Raw genomic sequence first — 22,363 nt, forward strand, 5'->3', positions numbered from 1 at the left:
TACACCTACTTTTTCTGCAATTCTTCGATAATTTTTTTCAAATCATCAATTTCTTTTTGCTGTTTCTGTAAATTACTATTTTGTGCAGCAAGCTCTACTTGTTGCGCTTGGATAGTAGTGCCTTGATTGCTAAGCGTTTCTCCTTGCGCTGTCACATTTGTTTGTAACTCTGGTATCACTGCGGTAGCTTGATCCAATTCGATTGCTTTTTCATTAAATGCAATGGCTTGTGCTTGCAAATCAGCGACGTTTTTACCACTTTCGGTGATTCTTCCTTTAACTGTTTCAAGAGTTTCTTGAAGGCCTTGATACCCAAGCTGATATTGAGAGAGTGTTTTCTTTCCAGTTCCGATAGTCAGAGTGATTCGTTGAGGATTCAAAATATCAATTTTTTTCTCAATCACTTGTAATGATTCTCTACCATAAAGAAGTTCATTTTCTATGGGATAAGAATTACCTATTTGGATCATTTCGTATCTACTATCCAACAACCCTAGTTCTATTGCTTCAACGGTCCACGTCACCAACATTAACCGCTGAGCTCTCAAGTAGCTTTCACCTCTACGTTTCAGAGTATATTTATCCGTTATATTAGGGAATTCAACTTCTCCCTGAATAACTCCAAATTTATCAACTAATTTTTGATCAACTAAATAATCCTTTCCATTGTTTAAACTTCCAATTGTTACCTTAGGCCGGGAAAAATCCGTTCCTATGTCAATTTCGCTTGACGTCTCAATATCTTGACCAAGCGGCACGATTCTAGTTACTAACTCTGCTACGTCAATATCTCGTTCAGCACTTTTTAAATTTTTTGTTATTTGTAATGGTGTAGTAGATTCTGAGCCATAATCTGCTAAATAATCCAGATATAATCTACCTGCACTGGTTCTTAAAATAAAATAACCGCCTAAGCGGTCTAGCAACTTATCTTTAATTACTTCTGCTGTCTTACCATATGCAAAACCACGATAAACAGGTTCGTCATCATTTACAGTCACTTTTCCTAAGTAAATTTTCTTGTATGCATCTACTTGGCTGTTATGAGTGTTTAATGCCCGTTCTAGAAAATTACTCACCGTCATCAATTGTGGTTTTAAATAATTCTGTGTGCTGTCATACAAATACGCTTTCTGATCCTCACAAAGAATCTTTTCCACAAAATTTCCGTCTCCATCCATTGCATTCGTTATCTTGGCGACTCTTCCGTGAAACAAAACACTTTTATCAGGACTTTGTACAACGACCATGTTTATAATTGGCTCTATTTTCCGATAGGCGGGGTTATTGATATTGATAGCAAAATCAAACGTACTGATCCCAATACCTTCAAGCGATAAATCCAATTCACCAGATACAATTTTATTGCCATAATTAGCGGGCTCATGGACAACCAAGCCCTCTTTATCTGTAGCATGACTATAAAGCGTAATCCTGTACATCAGACCATCACATCCTGTTCCATCGTAAAGCTTATATGCCCAGTACCAAAGATAGTTAAATAGTTTTCACCCCGATTTAACTTGAAAAAGATATCTGTGTTCTCTCCTTGCTTCACTTCAATTCGTAAGCCATCCTCTAATAAAATGAACATCGATGCGGTAGCTATTAAAGTCGGGCTTGTCGCGTTTACTCCCTCATTTGCTAATAATATTTTACGTTGCCCACGCACCCAGAAGCCTGTCCATTGATCAATTCCATCTACAAAGTAATCGATATCGAATTCATCGGAATAGCCGTTCGCATTTTTTAAAGCAAAAGGATAACAATCAAATACTAAAGACAGGGTTAATGAATTGTATTCATGACTGTCTTCTGCTGTCACGCTCTCGCATTTCCCGAGCCAATGGCATCCGTCTAACCAGGTATCATAAATGGGCATAATTTCATTCAACATTAACTGTTGTTTCGCTTCTTGCTCCAACAGCTTACGCTGATCATAAATTACCTGAGGCCGGTAAAGTTTGATTTCTACTTTTCTATTTTCAAAAACACGTTCTCCTAATAAACGAGAAAAATCATACACACCTTGCATATAAGGTATCGATTCAATAATTTCTTGTTCATCTGGACTAGGAGCACTATGTTCTATGACGTAAAAGCCAGATTCTTTGCTATTAAATCGTCCCATCTCCACGTACTCAATAATTTCCGTCATGATCGATACCTCCTAGCATAACTTGCTTGACCCCCTAAAAAACCGTCCATTTGATTGCCTATACCTCCAACCAATGCACCATTATCCAATACAACTTTCATATTTTTGATTGTATCAACCATTTCATCCAGCGTATTTTTAAGTTGGTTATTAGCCTGATACTCAACATTAAACTCAGTAGATACTTTGTTCGTTTTGTCTGTTACGGCTCCCTGTATATCATCAATCATATTTCTAGCACTAGCTACAGCAAGCTTTGTGTCTTCTTCGATACCAACCGCAACTCCTTGAGCAATAAATTTGCCGACAGTATCTCTAAATAAACGCGAAGGAGATTTTATTTCAGCTTTCTTCTTAGCTTCTTCGTTTACTGCCGTAACCAAATCTTTCATAGCACTAACTGCACCATCTTTTCCAGCCGTTATCCCTGTCGCCACACCAGCTGCCATGTTACTTCCTGTAGGTACAAAGTCGACTGATCTAGCCCCTAATTCTGCAGAATTGGCAAGGTTCGTTCCTGACGCTTTTGCGTTTGGATTCTGTTTGTTGATCCCGCTAACAAAACCACTACCGTTTGCATTTCCCGCAGCCTCATATTGACTTTTCTCTTTTTTAGCCGCATCCGAACCGGACCTAGCGTTATCCTTCGATACTTTTATTGTGTTAGGCTTTTGAGATTCTTGTCCTTTATTTAAAGATTGCATTAAGGCTTTCCCTACAGCATCCATGTCTGTAGTTCCCGACTTCAAACCGTCTAATAGTTGATTTTTACTAGTTTGGCCGTTCGTAAACATTTCAGGAGGTAGAGCATTTAAAGTGTTCACAATATCTTCTTTGCTCATATTTGCCCACAATGAAGGGTCGTTTGTCATTAACCCCTGCACTAATCCATTACTTGAATCGATACCGCGTTGACGTAACAAACCTGATAACAACATCATTTGAGCATCAGTATCTGCACCCATCTTGACGTAAGATTGATAAATGCCTGCCAATTGCGTATCAGTTACGCCTTTCATTTGAGCCAATCCATTAGCGACAGTCAAAGCCTGCTCTTGCCCACCTCGTGATAAAAGATCAATAAGTTGAGCACCTTGAGTCATTTCAGTTTCAAGTATTTGAGCGTTGTTTTCTTGTAAACTAGTTATTTGGCTTTGGAACGCCGCTTTTTCTGATTCTGTTTTAGCTTTGCTTCGTTGCTCTTCCAATACTTTTATCTGGTCATTGTTTACCTTAGTCTGTTCAGCTTGTATCTCGCCTAGTGTTCGAAGACTATCAACAGCCTGCTTCCGTTCTTCATCGCTCAACCTTTGCCCGTTGGCCATCCTATTAACTGCTGCATCCACAAAATCTTGATTCTGCTTGGTTAATTCCGTTCTAATACTTTCAGTTCCTTCTTGCAAAGCTTGTCGTTGTTGGTCGTTCAATGCTTGACCTTCAACATTTTTATTTTCTTTTAGTTGTTTAGAGTAATCTTTGTATACAGTCAGCATGTCGTCATTACCTTTTTTAACTGTCTCGGTATACAAAGCTGCTGCATCCGCATAGATTTTTTGTTTTGCTTCCTCTGATTTTCCTTCTGCCGCCTCGATTTGTTTATTGTAATTATCGGTTGCAGACAATTGTTTCTCTTTGATCGAGTCAAGTAAATCAAGTGTAGTCTTAAAATATTTTTCTGTTGCAGTATTCGCACTTTCGACATTAAATGCATCTGTCAATTTTTGTTTCGCTTCATCTAATTTCGCCGAATAAGTACCTAAACCATCATTTGTCTCACCTATATTTGCTCTTAATGCCTTTATAGTTTCACCAGCTGCATTCGTTTCTTTGCCTAATTCTTTTGTTGATTCAGCTACGCCTTTCATTGCTGAATTATCAATAAGGTTTTTGAAATCGTCTTTGATTCCTGATAAATCATTTTTCATGTCTTTAAATGCCTTATCAGCACCTTTATTATCGCCTTTCATTTTTGCCCACAAACCTTTAATTGCATTTCCGACTGCCGAGGCTGTTTTTACTACAGCTACGCCAGCAAAGACTAAAGACCTAAAACCATCTACAATTGAGGCTAATGCCACTAATAAAGCGCCACCCAAGATTATACCCAACCATTTAAATGAGTTGCCTAATACTTTAAGAACAGGTTCAAAACCTTTGAACATGGATCCTAAACTTTTAATCGAATTGCCTATTGCACTAAATGCAGATTTTGTGAAGCCTTGAATGTTCTGGAAATTCGACCTCCATGCTGCAACTAGACCAGCAATTGCAACTCCTAGTAATAGGATTAATGCAGTGATGGGATTAGATAACATTGCGGTGGTTAAAACTCTTATGGCTGATACCCCTGCAGATGCCATGCCTTTAAAACTGCTCCCTACAACAGCTGTAGCATTTTTCATCAGATGACTGAAATAAGCTGTGACACTACCGCCCGCTTGCATTTGTGCAAAAAATGTTTTCATTGAAGTGATTGGAGTAAAAAGTTTTTGCCCAAAAGAAGATAAGCTTCTTTGCATCATATTTATACCTGAAAGAAAATTTCTAGATTCTGGAACAAACGCTATAATTGATTTCGTAAAGGATTCAAAAATATTAGTTTTCCCAGTGGAGTGCAGTAGCTTTGTAGCGTTAAAAATCTCTCTATTTTTTAACACGAATGTCCCCACTCCATTAGTGAAAGTTGATAGTCCACTTTGGAATGAATTGAACAAACCGCTGAATGCGCCTTTGGCAATAGTAGCCCCATTCATTAACTTAGTACCAAGTTCAGTGTTTAATTTAGAAATATCTCCAACTAAAGCTAAAGCTGACGAACCAAATGAAGCAAAATATCCTCCAACGCCATTAACGATTTGTAGCCCTTTAAAAGCAAAAACAAGCTTAGGTATTTGAGTTATCAACAACCCAATCTTATCCGCATTAGCAGAAATATATCCTGAAAACTGGACAATTTTAGCAGAGACCATTTGAACAACATCTCTAAAACTCTCAATAGTTCCTTTGCTAGTTATAAATGCTTTACTAAATCCAGCCGCAGATGACAACACGTCCGTGAAAGCAGTAGAAACAGCTGGCGCTATTTGTTTAAACGCTTGTTTCAAAATATCGATATATGGAGTGAGTAAAGTAAGATAATCCTTAACCTTTTCAGCCATTCCTCCTACGGCAGTAGCAATTTTGGTCAAGTTTTCTTCTGCAAATTTGCCAGTAGCTGCAATCCATTCTTTGATCGTCAATCCGGTTAGTTTCTTAGCTAGTTCATCAAACTGAGTGATCATGGCCAATACACCACGAGTAACCGCTGCACCCATGTTGTCAATTACCCCACGCCATGTCGTACCAGCATTTTTAGCAGCACCAACTACTTTTACAACACCATTAGTCCCTTCTGTCATGGCTGTTTCAACAGTATCCAGGAAGTCTGCAGCGCTTATCTCACCTTTTGATAAAGATTCCTGAACATCGTTAGAACTACGACCCATCGCTTTAGCATACATACCTACCGCATCAATACCGACATCAAACAATCGGTTGAGCTGATCCATTTCGACTTTCCCTTTAGTTCGCATTTTAGCTAATGCATCGGTAACGCCTGACAACTCATCGTTCGTACCTTTTCCGTATGCGCTGACTGCATCCGCCCATATGCCAACGGATTTAGTAGCTGCACCGATTTCCATTCCGCGGGAAACAAAGTTTTGTGTGGCTTTTGCTGCGACATCCAAACCATATGCTGTACCTTTCGTGATGCCTTTTAGGCTATCTAGACCAGCAGCCGTTTCTTGTGCAGAATATCCCATTAATTTCAATGTTTTATTAAATGAGTCCATCGTATCCGCACGACCCATCGCGGCCGATATTTTACCTGTCACTGTAGATACTGCCATACCAGCAACCTTTACAAGACCCATAGCACCCGCAATAGATTTCATGCTAGAAACAACTCCACCCGCGCTACCTGTAACTCCTTTTGCGCCAGAGCTAAACTTTCCGAGCAAACCACTAGCTTTTTGAAAAGTGGAAGTAAACCCATTATCTTTTGCTCGTAGTACGGCTGTGACGCTTTTGGATTCTACCATCTAGTTTCCTCCTTTCCTCTGTGCTAAAAGCGCCTTGGCTTGCTGTAATCGTGCCTGCATTTCATACAAATCTTCTTTGATTTCTTTTTTATCTTCTTGTCCTAATGAACCTAAAATAGTTTTCTCGTTTTTTGAATGTGGATAAACATCTTCAACTTCTTTGTATAAAAATTTATCACCTTTTTTATTCATGGTTTTGAACATGCGATTTGCCAATCCCGCAAGAAATATATCTCGTGCCTTATCATTCTCGTTAAGTTGGCGTGCTTTCATTCTTAAACCGAACTCCCAAGGAGTCATACACTCAATTTCTTTTAAAGTGATTCCTTGGAAAGAACGAAAACAAGCTAATACTAGTTCGTCATAGCTTGCTCCATTGCTGTCTCCACTTGATCTTCTGCCATTTGCATCATTTTCTCGATTGATTCTTTGATTTTCGTCACTCGTTTCTTCAACAATGGCGCTGATGTTAAGAACCCGATAAAATTTTCAAATAAATTCTCCACCTCATCAGATGTTTCGAGGTAATTTATAATATCTTGTTCTGACAATTCATCATAAGTAACTAGACTAGCTGATAAAACTTGCTTTAAAGATTCAGGATCCCCATCGATTAAACCACCAATCAATAAGGTCAATCGATCAACTTCTTTCGTGTCGTTCGGTAGCGCATTAATTTCATTCAAAAATTTAAATCCAAATACTAAAGGGTATTTCTTGCCATCAATTGTAACTACTGCTTTTGTTGCTTTCTTAGACATATGTTTTCCTCCTAATATAAAAAGGAGAGGGATAATTTCCCACTCCTTTACTCAGTTACGGTTATCGTACTTGTTGCTGTTTTTCCATTAATTGTTGTTGCTGTAATCGTGGTAACACCTTCTGCAATACCAGTCACTTTCCCTTGTACTGGGGTAACTGTAGCCACCTGAAGATTAGACGATATAAACTGCACCGTTTTACTCTGTGCCTCTTCAGGTAGTATGGTAGCCAGTAGCGTATCTGTTGCCCCTATTGCGATAGTTACATCTGTTTTATCCAATGTGATACTATCGGGGCTTACTACTTTGGCGCTGTTTGTGGCTCATAGATTGCTTTTGGTTCTTGTGGTTTCGCATCAACGATAGTATCGTAGAAGAAGGCTTTTGCCAGTTCATCATTCTCTGCATCGACTGTCGCTTCACCATTTACTAGTAAGCCATTTAAATTAAGCGTGGTCGATACCGTGGAGTTACTTTCTGCCTCCGCAGCATCAGGAAAATTGCCTAAAATACCAGTACCATATTGCGCTTTGTACTTACGTTCTTCACCTTCTACAGGATTATCAAAAAAGATTCGCCACACTTCAATCTCTTCACCTTTTTCGTATGCGTATTCAAGCATATTAAAGACATCTGTGTTCGTTTTCAGGAATTCCATTTCGATATTTGACTCAATGCTACCACCTGAAGCCACGCTTCCATCTTTTGTAGCTTGAGTATCCACATTAGTTTCTCGGTTATAGGTATGACTCATTTCTAAAGCCAATATTCCTGCTTTTTTAAATGCCCGCTCTTTTTGTAAGCGGAACATTAATTTGACATTTTTACCATGAATTGCTTTTTCCATATTATTATCTCTCCTTATTATTGGAATTGTAATGTTATATCTAAAACACAATGGACAAGGTTAGTTCCACCTCCACTAGTATTTTCATAAAATGTTTGTGTGTCGCTAGCAATCGCTTGCCAACTGAAATGTTCAGTGTTCCTAGTTTCGTATATCGCTTTTTTGAGTTCTCCAAGCATCCGATCTGCTTCACGGCGTTTGTGATCGTAGCCGAAAACATGAATAATCAAGTTTGTTTTCCCAAGTGTCCTTGTTTTCGTTTGTTGGTCATTACTAAATTGCTCGCCTATAAACACATATGGGTAGGAGGCCTCATCATCCGGTAAATAATCATACGTTTCAAAACCTAATTTTTCAGAGGCTTTGAAAATACCATCATAAATCTCGATATAAGGATTATTCATTTCATCAACCTCTCTATATTTTTTAAGAACTGTGGCCCAGCTACATTCTGAGCTTTCTTCATATAAAATTTCCCATAAATATATCGTGTACCGTATTCTTGATATGCGGCATAATCGGCGGAAGCTGTAACTTCTCCGGTCATTCCACCATCTTTAATTGATGGTGTTTCTGACCTCTTTAAATAACCAGTTTCTACAGGAGTATTTTTAGCTGCTTCTTTTGCCATAAACGCTGTATCTTGTTTGACTATCTTTTTGACATCTTCCAGCTTCCCTGCTTCTACAACTCCATTCAAGAGGGCTTCTATGCCTTCAAATCCTATGTTATAGTTCCCCACGATGCTCAGCTCCGTAAAAAGTTGATGCGTTTCTCAAACGTTGGCTTTTTACAATTTTGTAGTATTTTTCATCAATTTTGATCCACCCGCTACGATATTCTAAAGGTCTGCCAATTCTAAAAATAACTATCTGCTCTTTTATATCAGGAAACATGTTGGAAATTTTATCTGCACTTACCTCAGTAACATTGGCAAAATAGCTGTCTTGTTCTGCTTTTTTACTGTCAAAGTAAACAATCCGTTTGTCGTACCTCATAGAAAATTAGCAACCCCTCTCCTAGGAGTAACATTCTTTTCTGCTTCTTCTTTGGTTTTCCAAGCTTCGATATCATCTTGAAACTCATCTAAAAGCTTTCCATAGTTGATTGTTTCCCCTTCTTGACCATAGGAGTTCATTCCTTCGTTCCCTTTTCGGTTAAATCGTTTAATGGTACATTCCACCACTATATAGTTTAAAACCTCAGGAACAGCATCTAAGAAACCTAGGCGAACGTTCAATTGCTGAGTAATACGCTTGATAAAATCTGTCAATTGTTTGTCTAAATCATCTTCTTCTATTTCCAGCGTCCGCTTAACTTCAGATAAAATAGTTGATTCGTCCATAAAAGCCTCCTTCTGAATAATAAAAAGGCTAGTCAATGACTAACCTCTCATTTATTTCAATGACGGCAATACTGTAGCTTGAAATACGTTGTCTGCTTCTGGGAAACTTGGTAATGCAGTTCCAGCAGCTTTAGTCCATGTTCCGACTGGGTCAAGTTTTTCTTCGTAAACCATAGCAATAATATTGCCGACTTTATAATCATTTGAACCACCAGACACTAAACGAGATTCTTCTGGCGTCACTCCGAAAATAGATTCACCGGGGTTTTCTGATCCAAACATAACTAATTTATCCTCTGGGAAATACCTTTCCTTAACTAAAATTCCTGATGCATTTTCTTTATTGTATTTCGCATCGTATGTCGCAATAGTTGGCAACCCAAACTGTTGTAACATTTGATTTAACGATCCAGGAGTAGGTAATAGTCCAGCATCTTTGAAGTATGCCTTTACGCCTGTATTTTGTAAAATAGCATTACGAACTTTAGTTGATGTCAGCATTCTTGTAGGCATAGTATCTAAAGTTGATGCCCATTCTGTTAATAATCCGATAATATCTGTATTTGCTTTAGTAAAGTCAGCATTCGCTTGATGTTCTTCTGGAACGTTGTAGTCAACAACCAAGTCTAATCCATTCTCATCAAGTGTTACAGTACCGTTTGCTAAAACTTCCATACGCATTTTTTCTACACGAGCGTTTACAGAACCAACCATTGAATATACATCGTTGTATACTTCTTGCTCTAAATAACGTTGTTCTTCCGCAGTGCGTGGGTTTCGTAATGCAATTAGATCCTTTTCTTTCAATTGGATTTTACGTTTGATAAATGCTAGTTCTTGAGCGCTTTTCGAAGCAACACGAGAAGCGATCTCTGCCTCTGTATCAAATGCGTGTACGCTAGCAATTGTAGGAATCTTAGAACCCGCTTTTAACACATCAAATTCTAATCCTTGTACTTTTCGAGACGGAAACAGTGACTCTCCTAATAGAATTGGTGCTTGACGATCATTTACATAATCTAATACATTTTTTTGTGAAAATAACTCTGCAATATTTGCCATTTGTTTATTCCTCCTATTTTATCCTTATTGTCCGCCACTTGGCGCAGTTGGTAGTGATAACATTTTACCTGCAGCGTCGTATAACTTAATTTCTCTCATTGCAGTTTGTGCTTCATCAGTCGGTTTAACTGGTAAGCGATCAATTAAGATATGTCCTTCTACAATCACACCAACAGGTTGCGGGCCATTTGAAACATCTACATCGTTAATCGTGATGCCTTCTGCTGTTGCATCGTTTTTCGGATACACTGAACCGGCCGGCAATATGCCATCAACTACACCAGCATGTGTCCCATCAACTTGTTTTGTGAAAGACAAGAAGTCGGCACTTTTTAAAATATTAATATCTTTGTACGTTTGATTTTTCTTTACATAGACCATTTAAATTCCTCCTATTTAGTTGCCCAAAGATCATTCTCAGGCTGTTTAGTTTGATTGTTGGCTTCTTTCGCCATTTGCGCTCCACGAGAAAGAGTAGCTGACGTTGTGCCATCAAGAGGTATCTTAGACCCTAAACGTTTTTCAAAGTCTGCTTTGATGACTTCTCTTTCGCCCTCAATTAGTTCGACAAACGTTTTTACTCTCTCTGACGTAGCTTCTGCGCTGTCTTTGACGACAAACGAAAGAATGCCTTCGCTTGCTTGAATTCCTTTGTCAGCGAGCATTGATGTAGCTGTATTTGCCATTTGAACTAAAGTTTTCTCTCTTTTTAGGTTGTCAATTTCTTCTTGTAGCTTTTGTCGCTCGTAGTCAGTTTTTTCTTTATCATCCATTTCGGCTAGCTTCTTTGCCTCGTCTTGTTCTTTTTGCTGTTCTGCCTTCCACTTAGCAAATTTAGTATCAATGATTTTATTGACATCTTCGTCCGAATATTTTTTATCGGGTTCGTTCGCCTCTTGCTCTTTTTCTGTTGCTTCTACAGTTTCTTCGGTAGTAGTGTTATCCGGATTATCACCACCGCCATTTGATCCTGTATCTTCCGCAAAAAACTGCAAGTTCATTTTCAATTTCGTTCTTTTCATGATAATCGTTCCTTTCCCATATCTTTTAACGTGGATAAATGCTTGCACATCCATAGCTTTTAAAGTCATCAATGCTTGGACATAATAAAAAGCCTAGTGATCTGCTAGACTTGAGCTTCCCATTTTTTTGCGAAGTCTTCTTTCATTTTTTTGATTTTATCAAGCAGATAATTGATTCTTTCGCACCATGATTCATTGATAAACATGCACTCTTTTCCTTGTAGATATGTTTTTGTTCCATCTTCATCAGAAACAGATGCGAAATCGATATGCATTACAGTTTGTAATTTTTCTAATTCCTCTTCTAATCCGGTGATAACTTTTAACTCTGCATTAAAGTCTTCTACTATTTTCTCGATATTCATCGTCACACCTCTCTTTCTTAAGAAGCCTCTATTTGAGTTCTCAATTCATCCATCAACAAATTAATCTTTTCTGCTAATTCTGTTATTTTCGATTCGCAAACATTATCCTGTTGCTTCTTAATAAGTTTTCTTATTTTTTTATCTGTAAAGCAAATTGTAGTCTTGCCTTTGCAAGCTTGGCATACGTAGTAAATATGCTCTATTTTGTTTTCCATCTTATCTTTTTTAGAGATTAACGGTGTTAATTCTCCACAATTCGGGCAAATAAATCTGCCATTCGCATTCTCCATCATTACACCTCACTTTCTACAAACGGAACGATACTACAGCGGCAATTAGGATGGATAGGCGGCGCATTATCCCCTCTTTGCAGTTCTTTTAATAAATATGATTTACCCTGTTTAGATAAACAAACAGGACAAGCACTACTTTCAGGCACGAACTCAAATCGATCATAGCCAGCTTGTTTTATACAGTCAGCTTGTACAAACGTCTGCAAGTTTGTCGTCTCTGTCACCAGCAGTCGCTTAGCTTGCGAATAAGTGGCATCAAAAGCTCTGCGAATATCTCTTATAAATACTTTGGGATTTTTACCCGATATTAGAGCCTGCCGTAAGATCCTATTAAGCTCCGTATTAAGTATTTCTCGGTGATTATCCCAAACATCCATGAAATCAGCATACTCATGAGAACGATAAATAAGCGCCTCTATTTGGGAGTTGGTCAGTTTGATAGACTCGCCAAGTATACCGCTTTGTCGTTTGTATTCTGTTTGTATGTTTTCTTTAAACCATTTGTACATCTCTTCCGCTGCTAGATCACCCATTTTAGCTATTTCCAATCCGATCTCATTTTGTAGTAACTGCAGACGACTAATTCGCATTTTTAAGTTGTACAGTTTTAAGTCTTTGTTAGCTTTACTGGTAAAGTCTCTTCGTTTAACATACTCTTTAGCTTTGCTGGAAAAGGCTTCTACATTCATCTTGCTAGCTCGTTTCCTTGCTTCAGCATAGGTGATTCGTTCTTCTTCAGCATACTGATTCCAAAACGCCTCAATATCTTTTGATATTTCGAATCTAGCTAACTCAAGTTGATTTTTTATCAATTGGTTCCGTTTCTGCATACGTCTTTCGACTTCTTGAGCGTTCAGCCTCTCTCGATTCATCCAGTGATTCTTCGCTATCGTTATCACCTACTCCGCTAATTAAATTTTCAACAGTCTTTTTGCCTTCAGAATCTTCTGTTCTTTCGCTAGCGACCCTCAACTGCTCCTCTTTTACCGGAACACCAGTTAATTTTTCAGCCATCTCAAATAACGTTTCATCGGATACAATCCCAACCATACCAGCAATAACTTTCATGATTTCCTCATCAGATTGCGGAACGTTCGGAGTAAAGAGGATTTCTATAGCATTTACCTTTTCGTACAATAACTCTTGTTCTTCGTCTGGATCCATAAAAATAGACTTCACCTTATCGACGAAGCCTTGTGGTTTATTCAGATTGTCTTTCAATGACCATGAGTGCGTGAGTAATCTCAATCGGCGCATGATAGCTTTCTTCACCATGCGTTCTTTGTTTTTTCTATCGTTGTCACTTCCCCAGCCTTTAAAGCGGAATCCGATTCCAGATTGATTACTTCCTATATTTTCATCGGTGAAATCAATTAATGATGTGAAACGTAACATATCTGAAACTAATCGGTCGTTGTAAGCTTCAGTCCCTTGGGTATCATATTCTTTTTTTAGATAGCGCGCATCTGGTTCGCTCCCCGTTTGACCTTCACCGTAATATTTTTTATCACCTAATACTAATAGTCTGGCTTGTAACATCTCTTTCAAAACTTCGCTTTTAGAGTTTTCTCCATCTTCATCCGCTGCCGTTTCCGGATTTCCTTTAATAAGCAAATATGCCTCTGAAGAATCCTGTTGAAAGTTTGCCATAGAAGATTGAGACAGGTCGTAAGCGTCAATATTATCTAAAACTGTTTCGAAATCACCTAGACGTTCATCGTTGTTAATCCATTCGTTGATTTGAACTGTATTAAAATACGTTTGGTGTTTATCTTCTAGAGTAGAATTATCATAGTCTTGTTCTTTTGACTCATACTGATAAAAATAGCCGTCATTGGCATAAACATCTATATAGCTAGTTACTTCATCATTAAATTCAACTTTATAATAATGTACACCACACACCGAATTCTTGTTTGTAGATGTGTCATAGATAATAAACGTTTCTTCCGCATTGAACTTAACCATCATTTCTTTTCCGAATTCGTCACGCCCTATATATTCAAATGCTCTTCCCAATGCAAGCACATCATCTATTACCAATTGATTGTGGTAATCTTCGTTTGATTGGCTAGAAAATTCATTAATCTTATCAGCTATAGTTTTATCGCCACTATACTTTAAAGGATTACCTAAAAGTACACCTTTCTTAAAATTAACAATAAACCTACCCCAATCATTAGCAATTTTATTATCTGCTCGATCACTGCTCTTATCTTCTGTGAATTTAATATTGTTTTGAGCGATTGAGTACCTCTTTAACTCTTGCAATCGAGGAACTTGTTTTTCTTGATGATGTTTAACGAATGTGACAATCATCTTGAAAACATCCTCGTGTTCAAAATCAATCACTTCCTCTACAGAATCATCCGCATACTCCATTGTCCTTTTTGGAAGTTTCTTAACGGGAACTCGATATACTTTGTTTGCCTCTGCGTCAAATCTCGATCCGTTTAATAATTTGATTGTCATTTAATCACCTACCTAATCCTAATTTCTTGAATGTATTTATCGTTTTCTTGACGTTTATTGGTTCTGGTTTTGGTTTGTGTTGATTATAAATTGCGTATCTAAGTGAATCGAGTACATCATCAAATTCTTTGATAGGTTCGCCTTTCTTTTTGTCCCATACGTACTGGTATATTTCGTCTTTAAACTTTTCTACTTTGTCTCTACAGATAAAAAGTTTGTTTGTTTTGAAATGTTTTGCTACGGATTCAACTCCAGATAATCTTGCCTTATCTGCATTATGAGCCTTTATGCCTTCTCGTTGGAATCTGGCGACATGTTCGGGTCTTGCGCTATCACACCAAAAAGGCACCCTAGCCCCGTAACGGGATTGGATCCCTTTCGCTACATCCACCCAATAATCTATTTCTTCATACTGTGAGGCATGTTCTTCTATTAAATATGATACCCCGTCATCTGTTTCGCCGATAACGATTATAGACCCCCAGTGTTCATATCCCCAGTCAACACCACAATAATATGTTGATAATTTCGGCAATGATTCGGATTGTACATAATGTACACTTGCATCAAAATCTCGATAAACCACACCTTCGGCAGATACCCACAGGCCTTTTATGTCTCGATCGTAAAACATCCCGCTTGGGGTAGCTTCTTTTATGTTTTCTCGATAACGTTCAGCCAAAAATGTGTTATCATCCAATTCAAAATGAAACGATTTAATATTCTTACTCGGATTATCAATATATTCCTTTTTTAACCAATGTTCTGGGTTATCCGGGTTTGTATCGCCTAATATCCTTGCGCCAGTTCCAGAACAACGCGAAACAATTTCAGCAAATACTTCTCGCTTGGCTAGCGATGCTTCGTTTACATAAGCGCCGAAAGCTGTCATACCTCTAATAGCTCCAACGCCTCCAATATTTCCCGTATATGCTTGTACCACCTTCACTCCAAACAACTTAAAATTTCCGTGTTTGTCATACTTAGGTTCGATGTTGTACATATTATAAAGCTCTTGTAATATGTTCTTTTGAATCGTTGAACTGGAAACACCAGCTAATATGTACATCGGCTCTTTTACGCCTTCGTCATCGGCTATTTTCCTAACACGTCTTAACTCGAATAGAAATAAGTCATTATTTATTTTCGTTTTACCTGAGCGCTTCGCTCCATGCAACAACGTTATAAACCAATCTTGTTTTATTGTTTCTGTCAGTACCTCAATCTGTTTTGCGTTATATACATCAGTTAGTGCCATTTAATTCACCGCTAATCTTGTTAAGTAACTCATCAAGTTTATCTTCAGTCGTTTCAGTTGTTTCGTTTGCTGACTGCATTTTTGTAATTTGTGCCTGCCTCAAAGCATCGCCGCCCAAGTACTTCATAAGCTCGCTCATAGCCTTCTGCTTATCGTAGAGTTTAACGGAAACGCCATCTTTACCCTTTTTAACCTCTTGGATAAGTGACCCGTCCACTTCTTCGGAATTTTTAAGCCTTACAAACGATACTGGGCGTTCTTCACCATCCTCAAACTCAACTAGTTCCTGACCAAATTCTGTATAGTCTGATATGTCGGAAAATGCTTGTTTAACGTATCCTTGTATTAAGTCTTTCACATCAACAAAGGTTTCTTGTTGCAACTCTGCTTTAAGCCTGTGTAACTCTTTTTTTATACTATCATTTACTATCAATCTCCTACTATTAGCATTAGCTGACTGATAATCACATTGGTAAGCTTGTTGGTACGCCTTTGTTGCGTTGAAATGCTGTAAATAGAATAAACAGAACATCTTTTGTTGTTCCGTTAAATTGTCATTCTCTATTACGGGTTGAGGCGTAACGCTATTTGTAGCGCTACACTTTTCTTTTGTAACGTTGCGTTGCGTTTCAGGAGGTGCCTTGCCTATAAGCTCATCCCATTTATATCGAGATTTCCACCCTCTGACAGTTCCAGATGACGCTTCAACTTGGATTGCAATTTCTTTTAAAGGTTTTGCACCCTTACTATCTTTATATAGATTAAATGCTATTACTCTTTTCTCCACATCAGCGTCACCACCTTTCCGTTAAATATGATTATTCAAATCGTTTTCTCAATTTTTGCATTTTATTGTTAATCGATTCAGCGAGTTCACCTTTCTTAGTTCCTATTGGTGTTTTCTCCTGCTTCTTAAGCAACTGTCGTATCTCTTTGTCAGTGTAGTAAACAGTTATTTCCGTGCCACATGACTTGCACACGGCATATACACGTTGTACGCCGCTACCTAAGTAATCAGTCTTATAAATGATTGGCGTGTACTCTCCGCACTCACCACAAGTTACTAATGTTTTATTGCTCATAGCTTCCGCTCCTCCCTAATCAAAAATAACCGCCACGAATGACGGTTTATGTAATATAAAAAGCCACCGCATAACCGATGACCGTAGGCGCAATACATCCGGCATATAAAATTAGTATCTTGCCACTAACAGAAAAAAACTATTTGTTTAAAAAAAACAATTGAAAACGCTATTGAATTAACTAATAGTAATGTATATAATATATTTATTAAAAGAGAAAGGATGATTTACATGTATTTTGCCACACTAAGATCTAAAGAAGGGGAACTTCGTGCACTTAATAATTTAAAAGAAAGTGGGACTGATTTACACAAATTTATCCCCAATATTATCATTACTGATGCGTCTGCTGATGTTTTAGATATAATAAATCAAAAATATCCACTTCAATCTTTACTGGACGTAAGAGATTTAGATGCAGATAGTATTGAAACACTAGAAGAGTTGCTTCAGGATAATAAATATTCCCATCACAAAATTGTCTATCCTGTAGATATCTTGCTAGAGCCTAATGATGCTAGTGCTGCATACGAATACGTAAGAATTCCAAAGAATAATATTAGTAAGTTCCTTATCCAATGGCTTGAATCAAACAAAGAATCAGTACCTCAAAATATTTTTATTGATTTCGAGTATATTGATGATAAATTGCCTAATGATCTTATAATTGATGTGATTAACTTAATAAATAATCTACCTTCAACAAACATAATAGTTTCTAGTGGCGCGATGCCTCAAACCGTTCCTGTAAAGTCTACAGAAAATTATAAACTAGAAAGATACGAAAAAATATTATTTAATAGAATAAATCAAGCTACACAGAACAATGTATTTTATGGAGACTATTCAACAATCAGTCCAATACCATTAACTTCTACGGGTCCAATTATCCCAACAGTTCAACTTAAATACACTTTAAATGATTACTACTGGTTTGTTCGCAATGGACAACGACGAGGGAATTATGATTTTGTAGCAGTCTGCAAAGAAATCAAAAATGGAGCCCCTGAATTTAGCCCAGATTATTGTTGGGGAGACAAATATATAGATAATGTTGTAAAAGAAAATCGTAATTTAGGAAATCCTTCTGTATGGGTTTCTGTTTGTGTCAATCGTCATATCCAAGTTTGTATTGATGAATTTAAATAAAAAAAGAAACACTCAGGCCTGTTCTGTGTGTTTCTTTTTACTTATATACAGTTTCTTTTTTAAGGGTTTCTCTGATATACTTTTTTAGATTTTTTTTACCTGTTATAGATGTCTCTGATTCTAATTTATTCACTACATCTTGTTTAAACATTTTCTGTATTTCAGTTTTACTATACTTTCTAGTAAAAATGGAAAGTTGCTTTGCCAAAAACTTGATTTGGTCAGAAGATAGAAGAGACACAAAATTACTGAATGAAATATTAGGATTTAGTTTAGCTTGTCTAACAAATCGAATATTTAAAGAATTAATATCTTCGCCAGTTACTTCTATAATTCCCCAATGACTTGGAACCACCTCCGAAATAACTTTAGAAAATTTGTCACCAGTAACTACATAATTTCTTTCGAAATTCAAATCATATTCAATCACTTGAGACTTTAATCTGGTAAGTGAATCGAAATCACTTTTTATCTCATAGGCAGTTACATGACCATTAATTGCGACTAAATCTGCTCTTGCCTTGCCAGAAGGAACAGTAATCTCTTCATAAATCTGACAATTTTTATACGATTTTATTCTTTCAATAAGTACCTTTCGAATATCCTTATCATCTAATCGCATTCTATCGCCTCCAAACACTAATTCATTTTACCTACTAAACAATAAAAAATCAAGACAAAAATCCTGCATCCACTCAATGTATATTGGATACAAGATTATTTATAAATTTAAAAAAATACGTTACCAACAGCGCTATACCTCAATAACCCACCCACAGGCTGTAAACTAGGTATTTACCTGTGAGCGAGTGTTAAACCATCTACAGCAATCATTAATTCCAGTTGAATTTAGCTTTAATAGTTGTGTAATTGTTTGCTGTAGGCGATTTATCTAATTTGTTGATAATACTATTATATTCTTAAAATTAGTGGACTACATGGTGTTTTTGTCCACAATTAGTAAATCTCTCCTACTTTTTTTGCGTAAGTCTCTAATATTTTTCTACGCCAAGTATAGATTCCTGATTTCGAAACATTTTCACGTACGCCAATTTCTCGCCATTTTAAATAAGAATACTCACCCCATAGGTAGACATCACATATGTGTTTAAGTTCATCTGACAAACCTTCATATGTTTCTTTAATCGCCTTTTGTTTCATCGCCCATAGATAACATTTCGGATTATCTTCTAATTTAATCATGTCAGTTAAAGCTTTTTGGGTATGCTCTCGACTCCCTCTTATCCAATCGTTGATATCTGGTTCATGGAATTGATCAGCTATCACTATCGTTGCGATGATACTAGGTATTTTTTTATATTGTCTAAAGTCCTCTTCCCAACTACTTAGTTTTGTATCACTTATATAAGTTAAGCTCAATCCGCTACCCCTCCCAACTTCTCTAGATATGCCTTAGCCCATTCCTCAATATCTATGAATACTGCTTTTTGAGCATCAGTATATCTTTCGTGATCGAGTTGTCTGGTGATTAATTCTCTCTTGTTAAATTTCCCTTTGGCTGAAGGATCATTTACAGCCTCAATTATTTTTTTATCAACATTATTTTTTAACCAATCCATATTTTTTTGTTGAACTTGCATGTTTCTGATTAGTAATTTCAGAACATATGTTGCTGATTCCACTCACATCACCCTCCTCTATTAAACAACCCACCAAACGCCTGTTGCCTGCTCATGGTGCATTAATTATCTCAATAGCTTTAGCCTTGCTTAAATTGCCTTTGTGTTGCTCAACGCGGTTTGTAATCCGAGCGATTGTTTCTGCTTTAGCAACTCTCTTGTTGTCAAGCTCTATTGTTTTTCGTTCGTTCTGCATTTCGGCGATTTGATTTTTAAGCTGCCTATTCTTAATAACTAAATCGCTGTTCTTGTTTTCCCTATCAACTAGTTGGTTTTCTAAATTTTCGACACGTTTATTTTTATGTTCTAACCCTCTGATGATCCGCTCTTTATTCTCAAGAACTACTTTCAATGCATCCAATTCTTCAATTTTCGCTTTCAGTTCATTAATTTCTTGCTCTTTACGATCTAGCTTCCCTTGTAGTTCTTTTTCTTTTTCGTAACCTTGAACTACATAAGCCTTTAAATTATCCACTGATATTTGGTCTGTCAGTTGTGCTTCTTCCTCTGGTTGCTTTTTAAACAAATTAAACATTTGTTACCTCCTCCAGAAATTTAATCAGAATAACTGGATCAAATCCCTCGGCGTTTGTATGATCAATAATCGTAGCTCGTAATGCTTGACCTGCTGTCATACCGTTATTTTTATAGCCGCTATAGTGGAATTTTAACCACGTCACGCCTTCCTTTTGTTTGTCTGCCTTAATGCCTTTAGAACAATACTCACACATCAGCTTTCACCTGCTTTCATAATCCGGTCAACAGATTTATCAAAGTATTCTTTTTCCTTTTCCATACATATAAATTCACGCCCTGTATTGATTGCAGCTACTGCAGTTGTTCCTGATCCGCTACATCCATCAAATACCACGTCACCCTCATCAGTGTATGTTTTTATCAGATACTCAAAGAGAGCTACTGGCTTTTGAGTTGGGTGTATCTTTCCTTTTTGCGCACCGTTGGAAAAGGTCAATATGCTCTTAGGATATCTTTCTGTGCTGTCGTATGCTGCATGGTTGTACTTGTTGTAATTTGTTGTTAATTTATCATTTCTTTTGTGCTCCAGAGTACTGACTTTTCTTTTATGGCCGGTCGTCTTTTGTGGATTATAGGTCGGTAACTTTTTATAAAATACTAAAATTATTTCGTGAGCTCGCATTGGCATCTTTTTAGCATTTAAAAATCCCGTCGGGGTCGGTTTGTCCCAAATCCAATCATATCTAAACATTTTTAAATTACTGAATATTAATTTGCTTGCAAACGGCTGAGTCGCAGTTAAAACAATAGCTCCATTATCTTTGATGATCCGCTTATATTGTTCCCATAGTTGATCCAGCGGAATAATACTATCCCATTTGTTTTGAGTAGTCCCGTAAGGTAAATCACATAGAATCATATCGATGCTTTTATCTTGTATCTGCTGCATACCTACAAGGCAGTCCATGTTGTAAATTTTGTTTAGCTCAAGCATCAGCTATCACCATCCAATCTAACAGCAATATCCGCAATCACAGGAACTGTCACAGAGTTACCAGCCTGTTTGTATAGTTGACTATCACTGTTTACTTCTTTTGCCTTATCAAACGCCCAATCTGGAAAGCCTTGTAATCTCCAACATTCACGAGGTGTTAATTTACGAATCTGGAAACTCTCAGTTACTACAGCTTGCTCTTCACCAGTTAATAGAGTATTAGCAATTCCTTTACCTACCCTACCTCTTCTTGTTTCAGAGTTCGGATGAGAAATATTAACGCTGTCGCCGGGTGTAGCTTCTGAATATCCTTTTGTTGTGGCTTCTTTAATTAATATACCTGCATCTGATTTACTCGATTTTAGTGTTCTGCTAAGTTCAGGTAAAACACCTCTGTTGAATCTTTCTGAATCATTCACGTATATTCCGCCTAGTACTACTCCATGCCTATCTTGAGCAGTCAGAGTAAACATTTCTTCTCCATCATCTTTAAACCGTCTGCCGTTTTGCCGTTTTTCTAATCGATCAGGCGTTAGGACAGGGATTGCAATTTTAGTCGGGTCTTTTTGTGTGGTAGTGCTGCACATTGTCGGAGCAATTCCGTTAATTGAAACAACATCACCACTTTGAGATTTACCCATTTTTCTAATATTCCCTATTTTTTTGATTCTATATTCGTTATTAGTCGTTGCACCATCTCTTTCGAAAGGAAATACTTTTCTGGTACCCGCTCCTCTAAGATGTCCGATAATGAATATTCGCTCCCTGTTCTGTGGGACGTAATCTTTTGAGTTAAACAAATGCCATTCCACATCATACCCGAGTTCATCCAAGGCTCTGAGGATTGTCTCGAACGTAGCCCCTCCTTCGTGGTTGAGCAGTCCTTTGACGTTCTCAAGGAATAAATAGCGTGGTCTGAGAATAGATGCGAACCTTGCAATCTCAAAGAATAGAGTTCCTCGAGTATCGTTGAAACCTTGTCTTTTTCCTGCAATGCTGAAAGCTTGGCACGGAAATCCTCCACAGATAACGTCGACACGTCCGATTCCTCGAACAAACTCGTCTGAAACTGTTGTAATGTCATGCATTTCCACCTCTCCTGTTGTATCGTGTATTACTTTGTAACTAGTACGAACAAATTTATCGATCTCGCAGAATCCGACACATTTATGCCCTGCCGATTCCATACCTAATCGAAAACCACCAATGCCAGCGAATAAATCTAAAAATTTCATATAATCACAAAGGAGTAAAAAGCTTTTTAGTGTCGGCCGACAAACCTCCACTCCTTTCGTTTAATTAATTTTCTAACCAGTATAGGTGATACTATAAAATGTCCCACATATTTCGTAATCC

At 37.4% G+C, this 22,363-nt stretch carries 29 protein-coding genes; 1 reads left to right on the forward strand and 28 read right to left on the reverse strand.

What is annotated here, in order from left to right; all coding sequences use genetic code 11:
* Window positions 1-5: 5 nt before the first annotated feature.
* From AC4BC4_RS08485 to AC4BC4_RS08585, 21 genes are all read right to left on the reverse strand, one after another.
* Window positions 6-1,442 carry a phage tail spike protein gene (locus AC4BC4_RS08485; RefSeq protein ID WP_490475376.1) on the reverse strand — a complete coding sequence of 479 codons (1,437 nt, stop codon included), beginning with the start codon at window positions 1,440-1,442 and terminating at the stop codon, window positions 6-8.
* On the reverse strand, window positions 1,442-2,158 hold the full coding sequence (locus AC4BC4_RS08490) for a hypothetical protein (protein ID WP_490475377.1): 717 nt from the start codon (window positions 2,156-2,158) through the stop codon (window positions 1,442-1,444). Before AC4BC4_RS08490 ends, AC4BC4_RS08485 begins: the two co-directional genes overlap by 1 nt.
* Window positions 2,155-6,240 carry a tape measure protein gene (locus AC4BC4_RS08495; RefSeq protein WP_490475378.1) on the reverse strand — a complete coding sequence of 1,362 codons (4,086 nt, stop codon included), beginning with the start codon at window positions 6,238-6,240 and terminating at the stop codon, window positions 2,155-2,157. The genes AC4BC4_RS08490 and AC4BC4_RS08495 overlap by 4 nt, the downstream gene beginning before the upstream one ends.
* Window positions 6,241-6,513 carry a hypothetical protein gene (locus AC4BC4_RS08500; RefSeq protein WP_490475379.1) on the reverse strand — a complete coding sequence of 91 codons (273 nt, stop codon included), beginning with the start codon at window positions 6,511-6,513 and terminating at the stop codon, window positions 6,241-6,243.
* Between the two features lie 80 nt (window positions 6,514-6,593).
* Window positions 6,594-7,001: a tail assembly chaperone gene (locus AC4BC4_RS08505; protein ID WP_490475380.1), complete on the reverse strand. Its 408-nt coding sequence runs from the start codon at window positions 6,999-7,001 to the stop codon at window positions 6,594-6,596.
* A 47-nt stretch (window positions 7,002-7,048) separates the two neighbouring features.
* The gene (locus tag AC4BC4_RS08510; protein WP_490475381.1) at window positions 7,049-7,282 is read right to left on the reverse strand and encodes an Ig-like domain-containing protein; all 234 of its coding nucleotides are present in this window, start codon (window positions 7,280-7,282) and stop codon (window positions 7,049-7,051) included.
* Window positions 7,283-7,302: 20 nt separating this feature from the next.
* Window positions 7,303-7,848 (reverse strand): phage major tail protein, TP901-1 family, encoded by a 546-nt coding sequence (locus tag AC4BC4_RS08515; protein WP_438756484.1) that lies wholly within the window; start codon window positions 7,846-7,848, stop codon window positions 7,303-7,305.
* Between the two features lie 17 nt (window positions 7,849-7,865).
* Window positions 7,866-8,252: a tail completion protein gp17 gene (locus AC4BC4_RS08520; protein WP_490475382.1), complete on the reverse strand. Its 387-nt coding sequence runs from the start codon at window positions 8,250-8,252 to the stop codon at window positions 7,866-7,868.
* Entirely contained in the window at window positions 8,249-8,590 is a 342-nt protein-coding gene (locus AC4BC4_RS08525; RefSeq protein WP_490475383.1) for an HK97-gp10 family putative phage morphogenesis protein, read from the reverse strand. The genes AC4BC4_RS08520 and AC4BC4_RS08525 overlap by 4 nt, the downstream gene beginning before the upstream one ends.
* On the reverse strand, window positions 8,577-8,846 hold the full coding sequence (locus tag AC4BC4_RS08530) for a hypothetical protein (RefSeq protein ID WP_490475384.1): 270 nt from the start codon (window positions 8,844-8,846) through the stop codon (window positions 8,577-8,579). The genes AC4BC4_RS08525 and AC4BC4_RS08530 overlap by 14 nt, the downstream gene beginning before the upstream one ends.
* Window positions 8,843-9,193: a phage head-tail connector protein gene (locus tag AC4BC4_RS08535; RefSeq protein WP_438756488.1), complete on the reverse strand. Its 351-nt coding sequence runs from the start codon at window positions 9,191-9,193 to the stop codon at window positions 8,843-8,845. Before AC4BC4_RS08535 ends, AC4BC4_RS08530 begins: the two co-directional genes overlap by 4 nt.
* Window positions 9,194-9,244: 51 nt before the next feature.
* Window positions 9,245-10,255 carry a major capsid protein gene (locus AC4BC4_RS08540; RefSeq protein WP_490475385.1) on the reverse strand — a complete coding sequence of 337 codons (1,011 nt, stop codon included), beginning with the start codon at window positions 10,253-10,255 and terminating at the stop codon, window positions 9,245-9,247.
* A gap of 24 nt (window positions 10,256-10,279) precedes the next feature.
* A complete protein-coding gene (locus tag AC4BC4_RS08545; RefSeq protein WP_490475386.1) occupies window positions 10,280-10,636 on the reverse strand; it encodes a hypothetical protein in 357 nt (118 codons plus the stop codon).
* Window positions 10,637-10,647: 11 nt separating this feature from the next.
* Entirely contained in the window at window positions 10,648-11,346 is a 699-nt protein-coding gene (locus AC4BC4_RS08550; protein WP_490475387.1) for a DUF4355 domain-containing protein, read from the reverse strand.
* Window positions 11,347-11,381: 35 nt separating this feature from the next.
* Window positions 11,382-11,642 carry a hypothetical protein gene (locus AC4BC4_RS08555; protein ID WP_490475388.1) on the reverse strand — a complete coding sequence of 87 codons (261 nt, stop codon included), beginning with the start codon at window positions 11,640-11,642 and terminating at the stop codon, window positions 11,382-11,384.
* A gap of 17 nt (window positions 11,643-11,659) precedes the next feature.
* Window positions 11,660-11,932 (reverse strand): hypothetical protein, encoded by a 273-nt coding sequence (locus tag AC4BC4_RS08560; RefSeq protein ID WP_490475389.1) that lies wholly within the window; start codon window positions 11,930-11,932, stop codon window positions 11,660-11,662.
* Between the two features lie 2 nt (window positions 11,933-11,934).
* Window positions 11,935-12,747 carry a minor capsid protein gene (locus AC4BC4_RS08565; RefSeq protein WP_490475390.1) on the reverse strand — a complete coding sequence of 271 codons (813 nt, stop codon included), beginning with the start codon at window positions 12,745-12,747 and terminating at the stop codon, window positions 11,935-11,937.
* Complete coding sequence (locus AC4BC4_RS08570; RefSeq protein WP_490475391.1) at window positions 12,728-14,407, reverse strand: phage portal protein; 1,680 nt, start codon at window positions 14,405-14,407, stop codon at window positions 12,728-12,730. The genes AC4BC4_RS08565 and AC4BC4_RS08570 overlap by 20 nt, the downstream gene beginning before the upstream one ends.
* Window positions 14,408-14,411: 4 nt before the next feature.
* Window positions 14,412-15,665 carry a PBSX family phage terminase large subunit gene (locus AC4BC4_RS08575; protein ID WP_490475392.1) on the reverse strand — a complete coding sequence of 418 codons (1,254 nt, stop codon included), beginning with the start codon at window positions 15,663-15,665 and terminating at the stop codon, window positions 14,412-14,414.
* Window positions 15,652-16,452 carry a terminase small subunit gene (locus tag AC4BC4_RS08580; RefSeq protein ID WP_490475393.1) on the reverse strand — a complete coding sequence of 267 codons (801 nt, stop codon included), beginning with the start codon at window positions 16,450-16,452 and terminating at the stop codon, window positions 15,652-15,654. Before AC4BC4_RS08580 ends, AC4BC4_RS08575 begins: the two co-directional genes overlap by 14 nt.
* Before the next feature lie 31 nt (window positions 16,453-16,483).
* The gene (locus AC4BC4_RS08585) at window positions 16,484-16,747 is read right to left on the reverse strand and encodes a hypothetical protein (protein ID WP_490475394.1); all 264 of its coding nucleotides are present in this window, start codon (window positions 16,745-16,747) and stop codon (window positions 16,484-16,486) included.
* A 231-nt stretch (window positions 16,748-16,978) separates the two neighbouring features.
* Here AC4BC4_RS08585 and AC4BC4_RS08590 point away from each other — a divergent pair, with 231 nt between their 5' ends.
* Entirely contained in the window at window positions 16,979-17,896 is a 918-nt protein-coding gene (locus AC4BC4_RS08590; RefSeq protein ID WP_490475395.1) for a beta family protein, read from the forward strand.
* A gap of 37 nt (window positions 17,897-17,933) precedes the next feature.
* Here the strand turns inward: AC4BC4_RS08590 and AC4BC4_RS08595 are convergent, their stop codons facing one another.
* The 7 genes from AC4BC4_RS08595 to dcm form a co-directional block, all read right to left on the reverse strand.
* A complete protein-coding gene (locus AC4BC4_RS08595) occupies window positions 17,934-18,518 on the reverse strand; it encodes a sce7726 family protein (protein WP_490475396.1) in 585 nt (194 codons plus the stop codon).
* Between the two features lie 335 nt (window positions 18,519-18,853).
* Window positions 18,854-19,276, reverse strand: coding sequence for a DUF722 domain-containing protein (locus AC4BC4_RS08600; protein ID WP_490475397.1), 423 nt, complete (start codon window positions 19,274-19,276; stop codon window positions 18,854-18,856).
* The gene (locus AC4BC4_RS08605) at window positions 19,273-19,539 is read right to left on the reverse strand and encodes a hypothetical protein (protein WP_490475398.1); all 267 of its coding nucleotides are present in this window, start codon (window positions 19,537-19,539) and stop codon (window positions 19,273-19,275) included. The genes AC4BC4_RS08600 and AC4BC4_RS08605 overlap by 4 nt, the downstream gene beginning before the upstream one ends.
* 49 nt (window positions 19,540-19,588) lie before the next feature.
* On the reverse strand, window positions 19,589-20,071 hold the full coding sequence (locus tag AC4BC4_RS08610; RefSeq protein WP_490475399.1) for a hypothetical protein: 483 nt from the start codon (window positions 20,069-20,071) through the stop codon (window positions 19,589-19,591).
* Window positions 20,064-20,267, reverse strand: a complete 204-nt coding sequence (locus tag AC4BC4_RS08615) for a hypothetical protein (RefSeq protein ID WP_490475400.1) — start codon at window positions 20,265-20,267, stop codon at window positions 20,064-20,066. The genes AC4BC4_RS08610 and AC4BC4_RS08615 overlap by 8 nt, the downstream gene beginning before the upstream one ends.
* Entirely contained in the window at window positions 20,267-21,007 is a 741-nt protein-coding gene (locus AC4BC4_RS08620) for a DNA-methyltransferase (RefSeq protein WP_490475401.1), read from the reverse strand. Before AC4BC4_RS08620 ends, AC4BC4_RS08615 begins: the two co-directional genes overlap by 1 nt.
* Window positions 21,007-22,242: a DNA (cytosine-5-)-methyltransferase gene (gene dcm / locus AC4BC4_RS08625; RefSeq protein ID WP_490475402.1), complete on the reverse strand. Its 1,236-nt coding sequence runs from the start codon at window positions 22,240-22,242 to the stop codon at window positions 21,007-21,009. The genes AC4BC4_RS08620 and dcm overlap by 1 nt, the downstream gene beginning before the upstream one ends.
* Between the last annotated feature and the right edge of the window lie 121 nt (window positions 22,243-22,363).

This window comes from Enterococcus sp. AMC1086 (assembly GCF_058216575.1).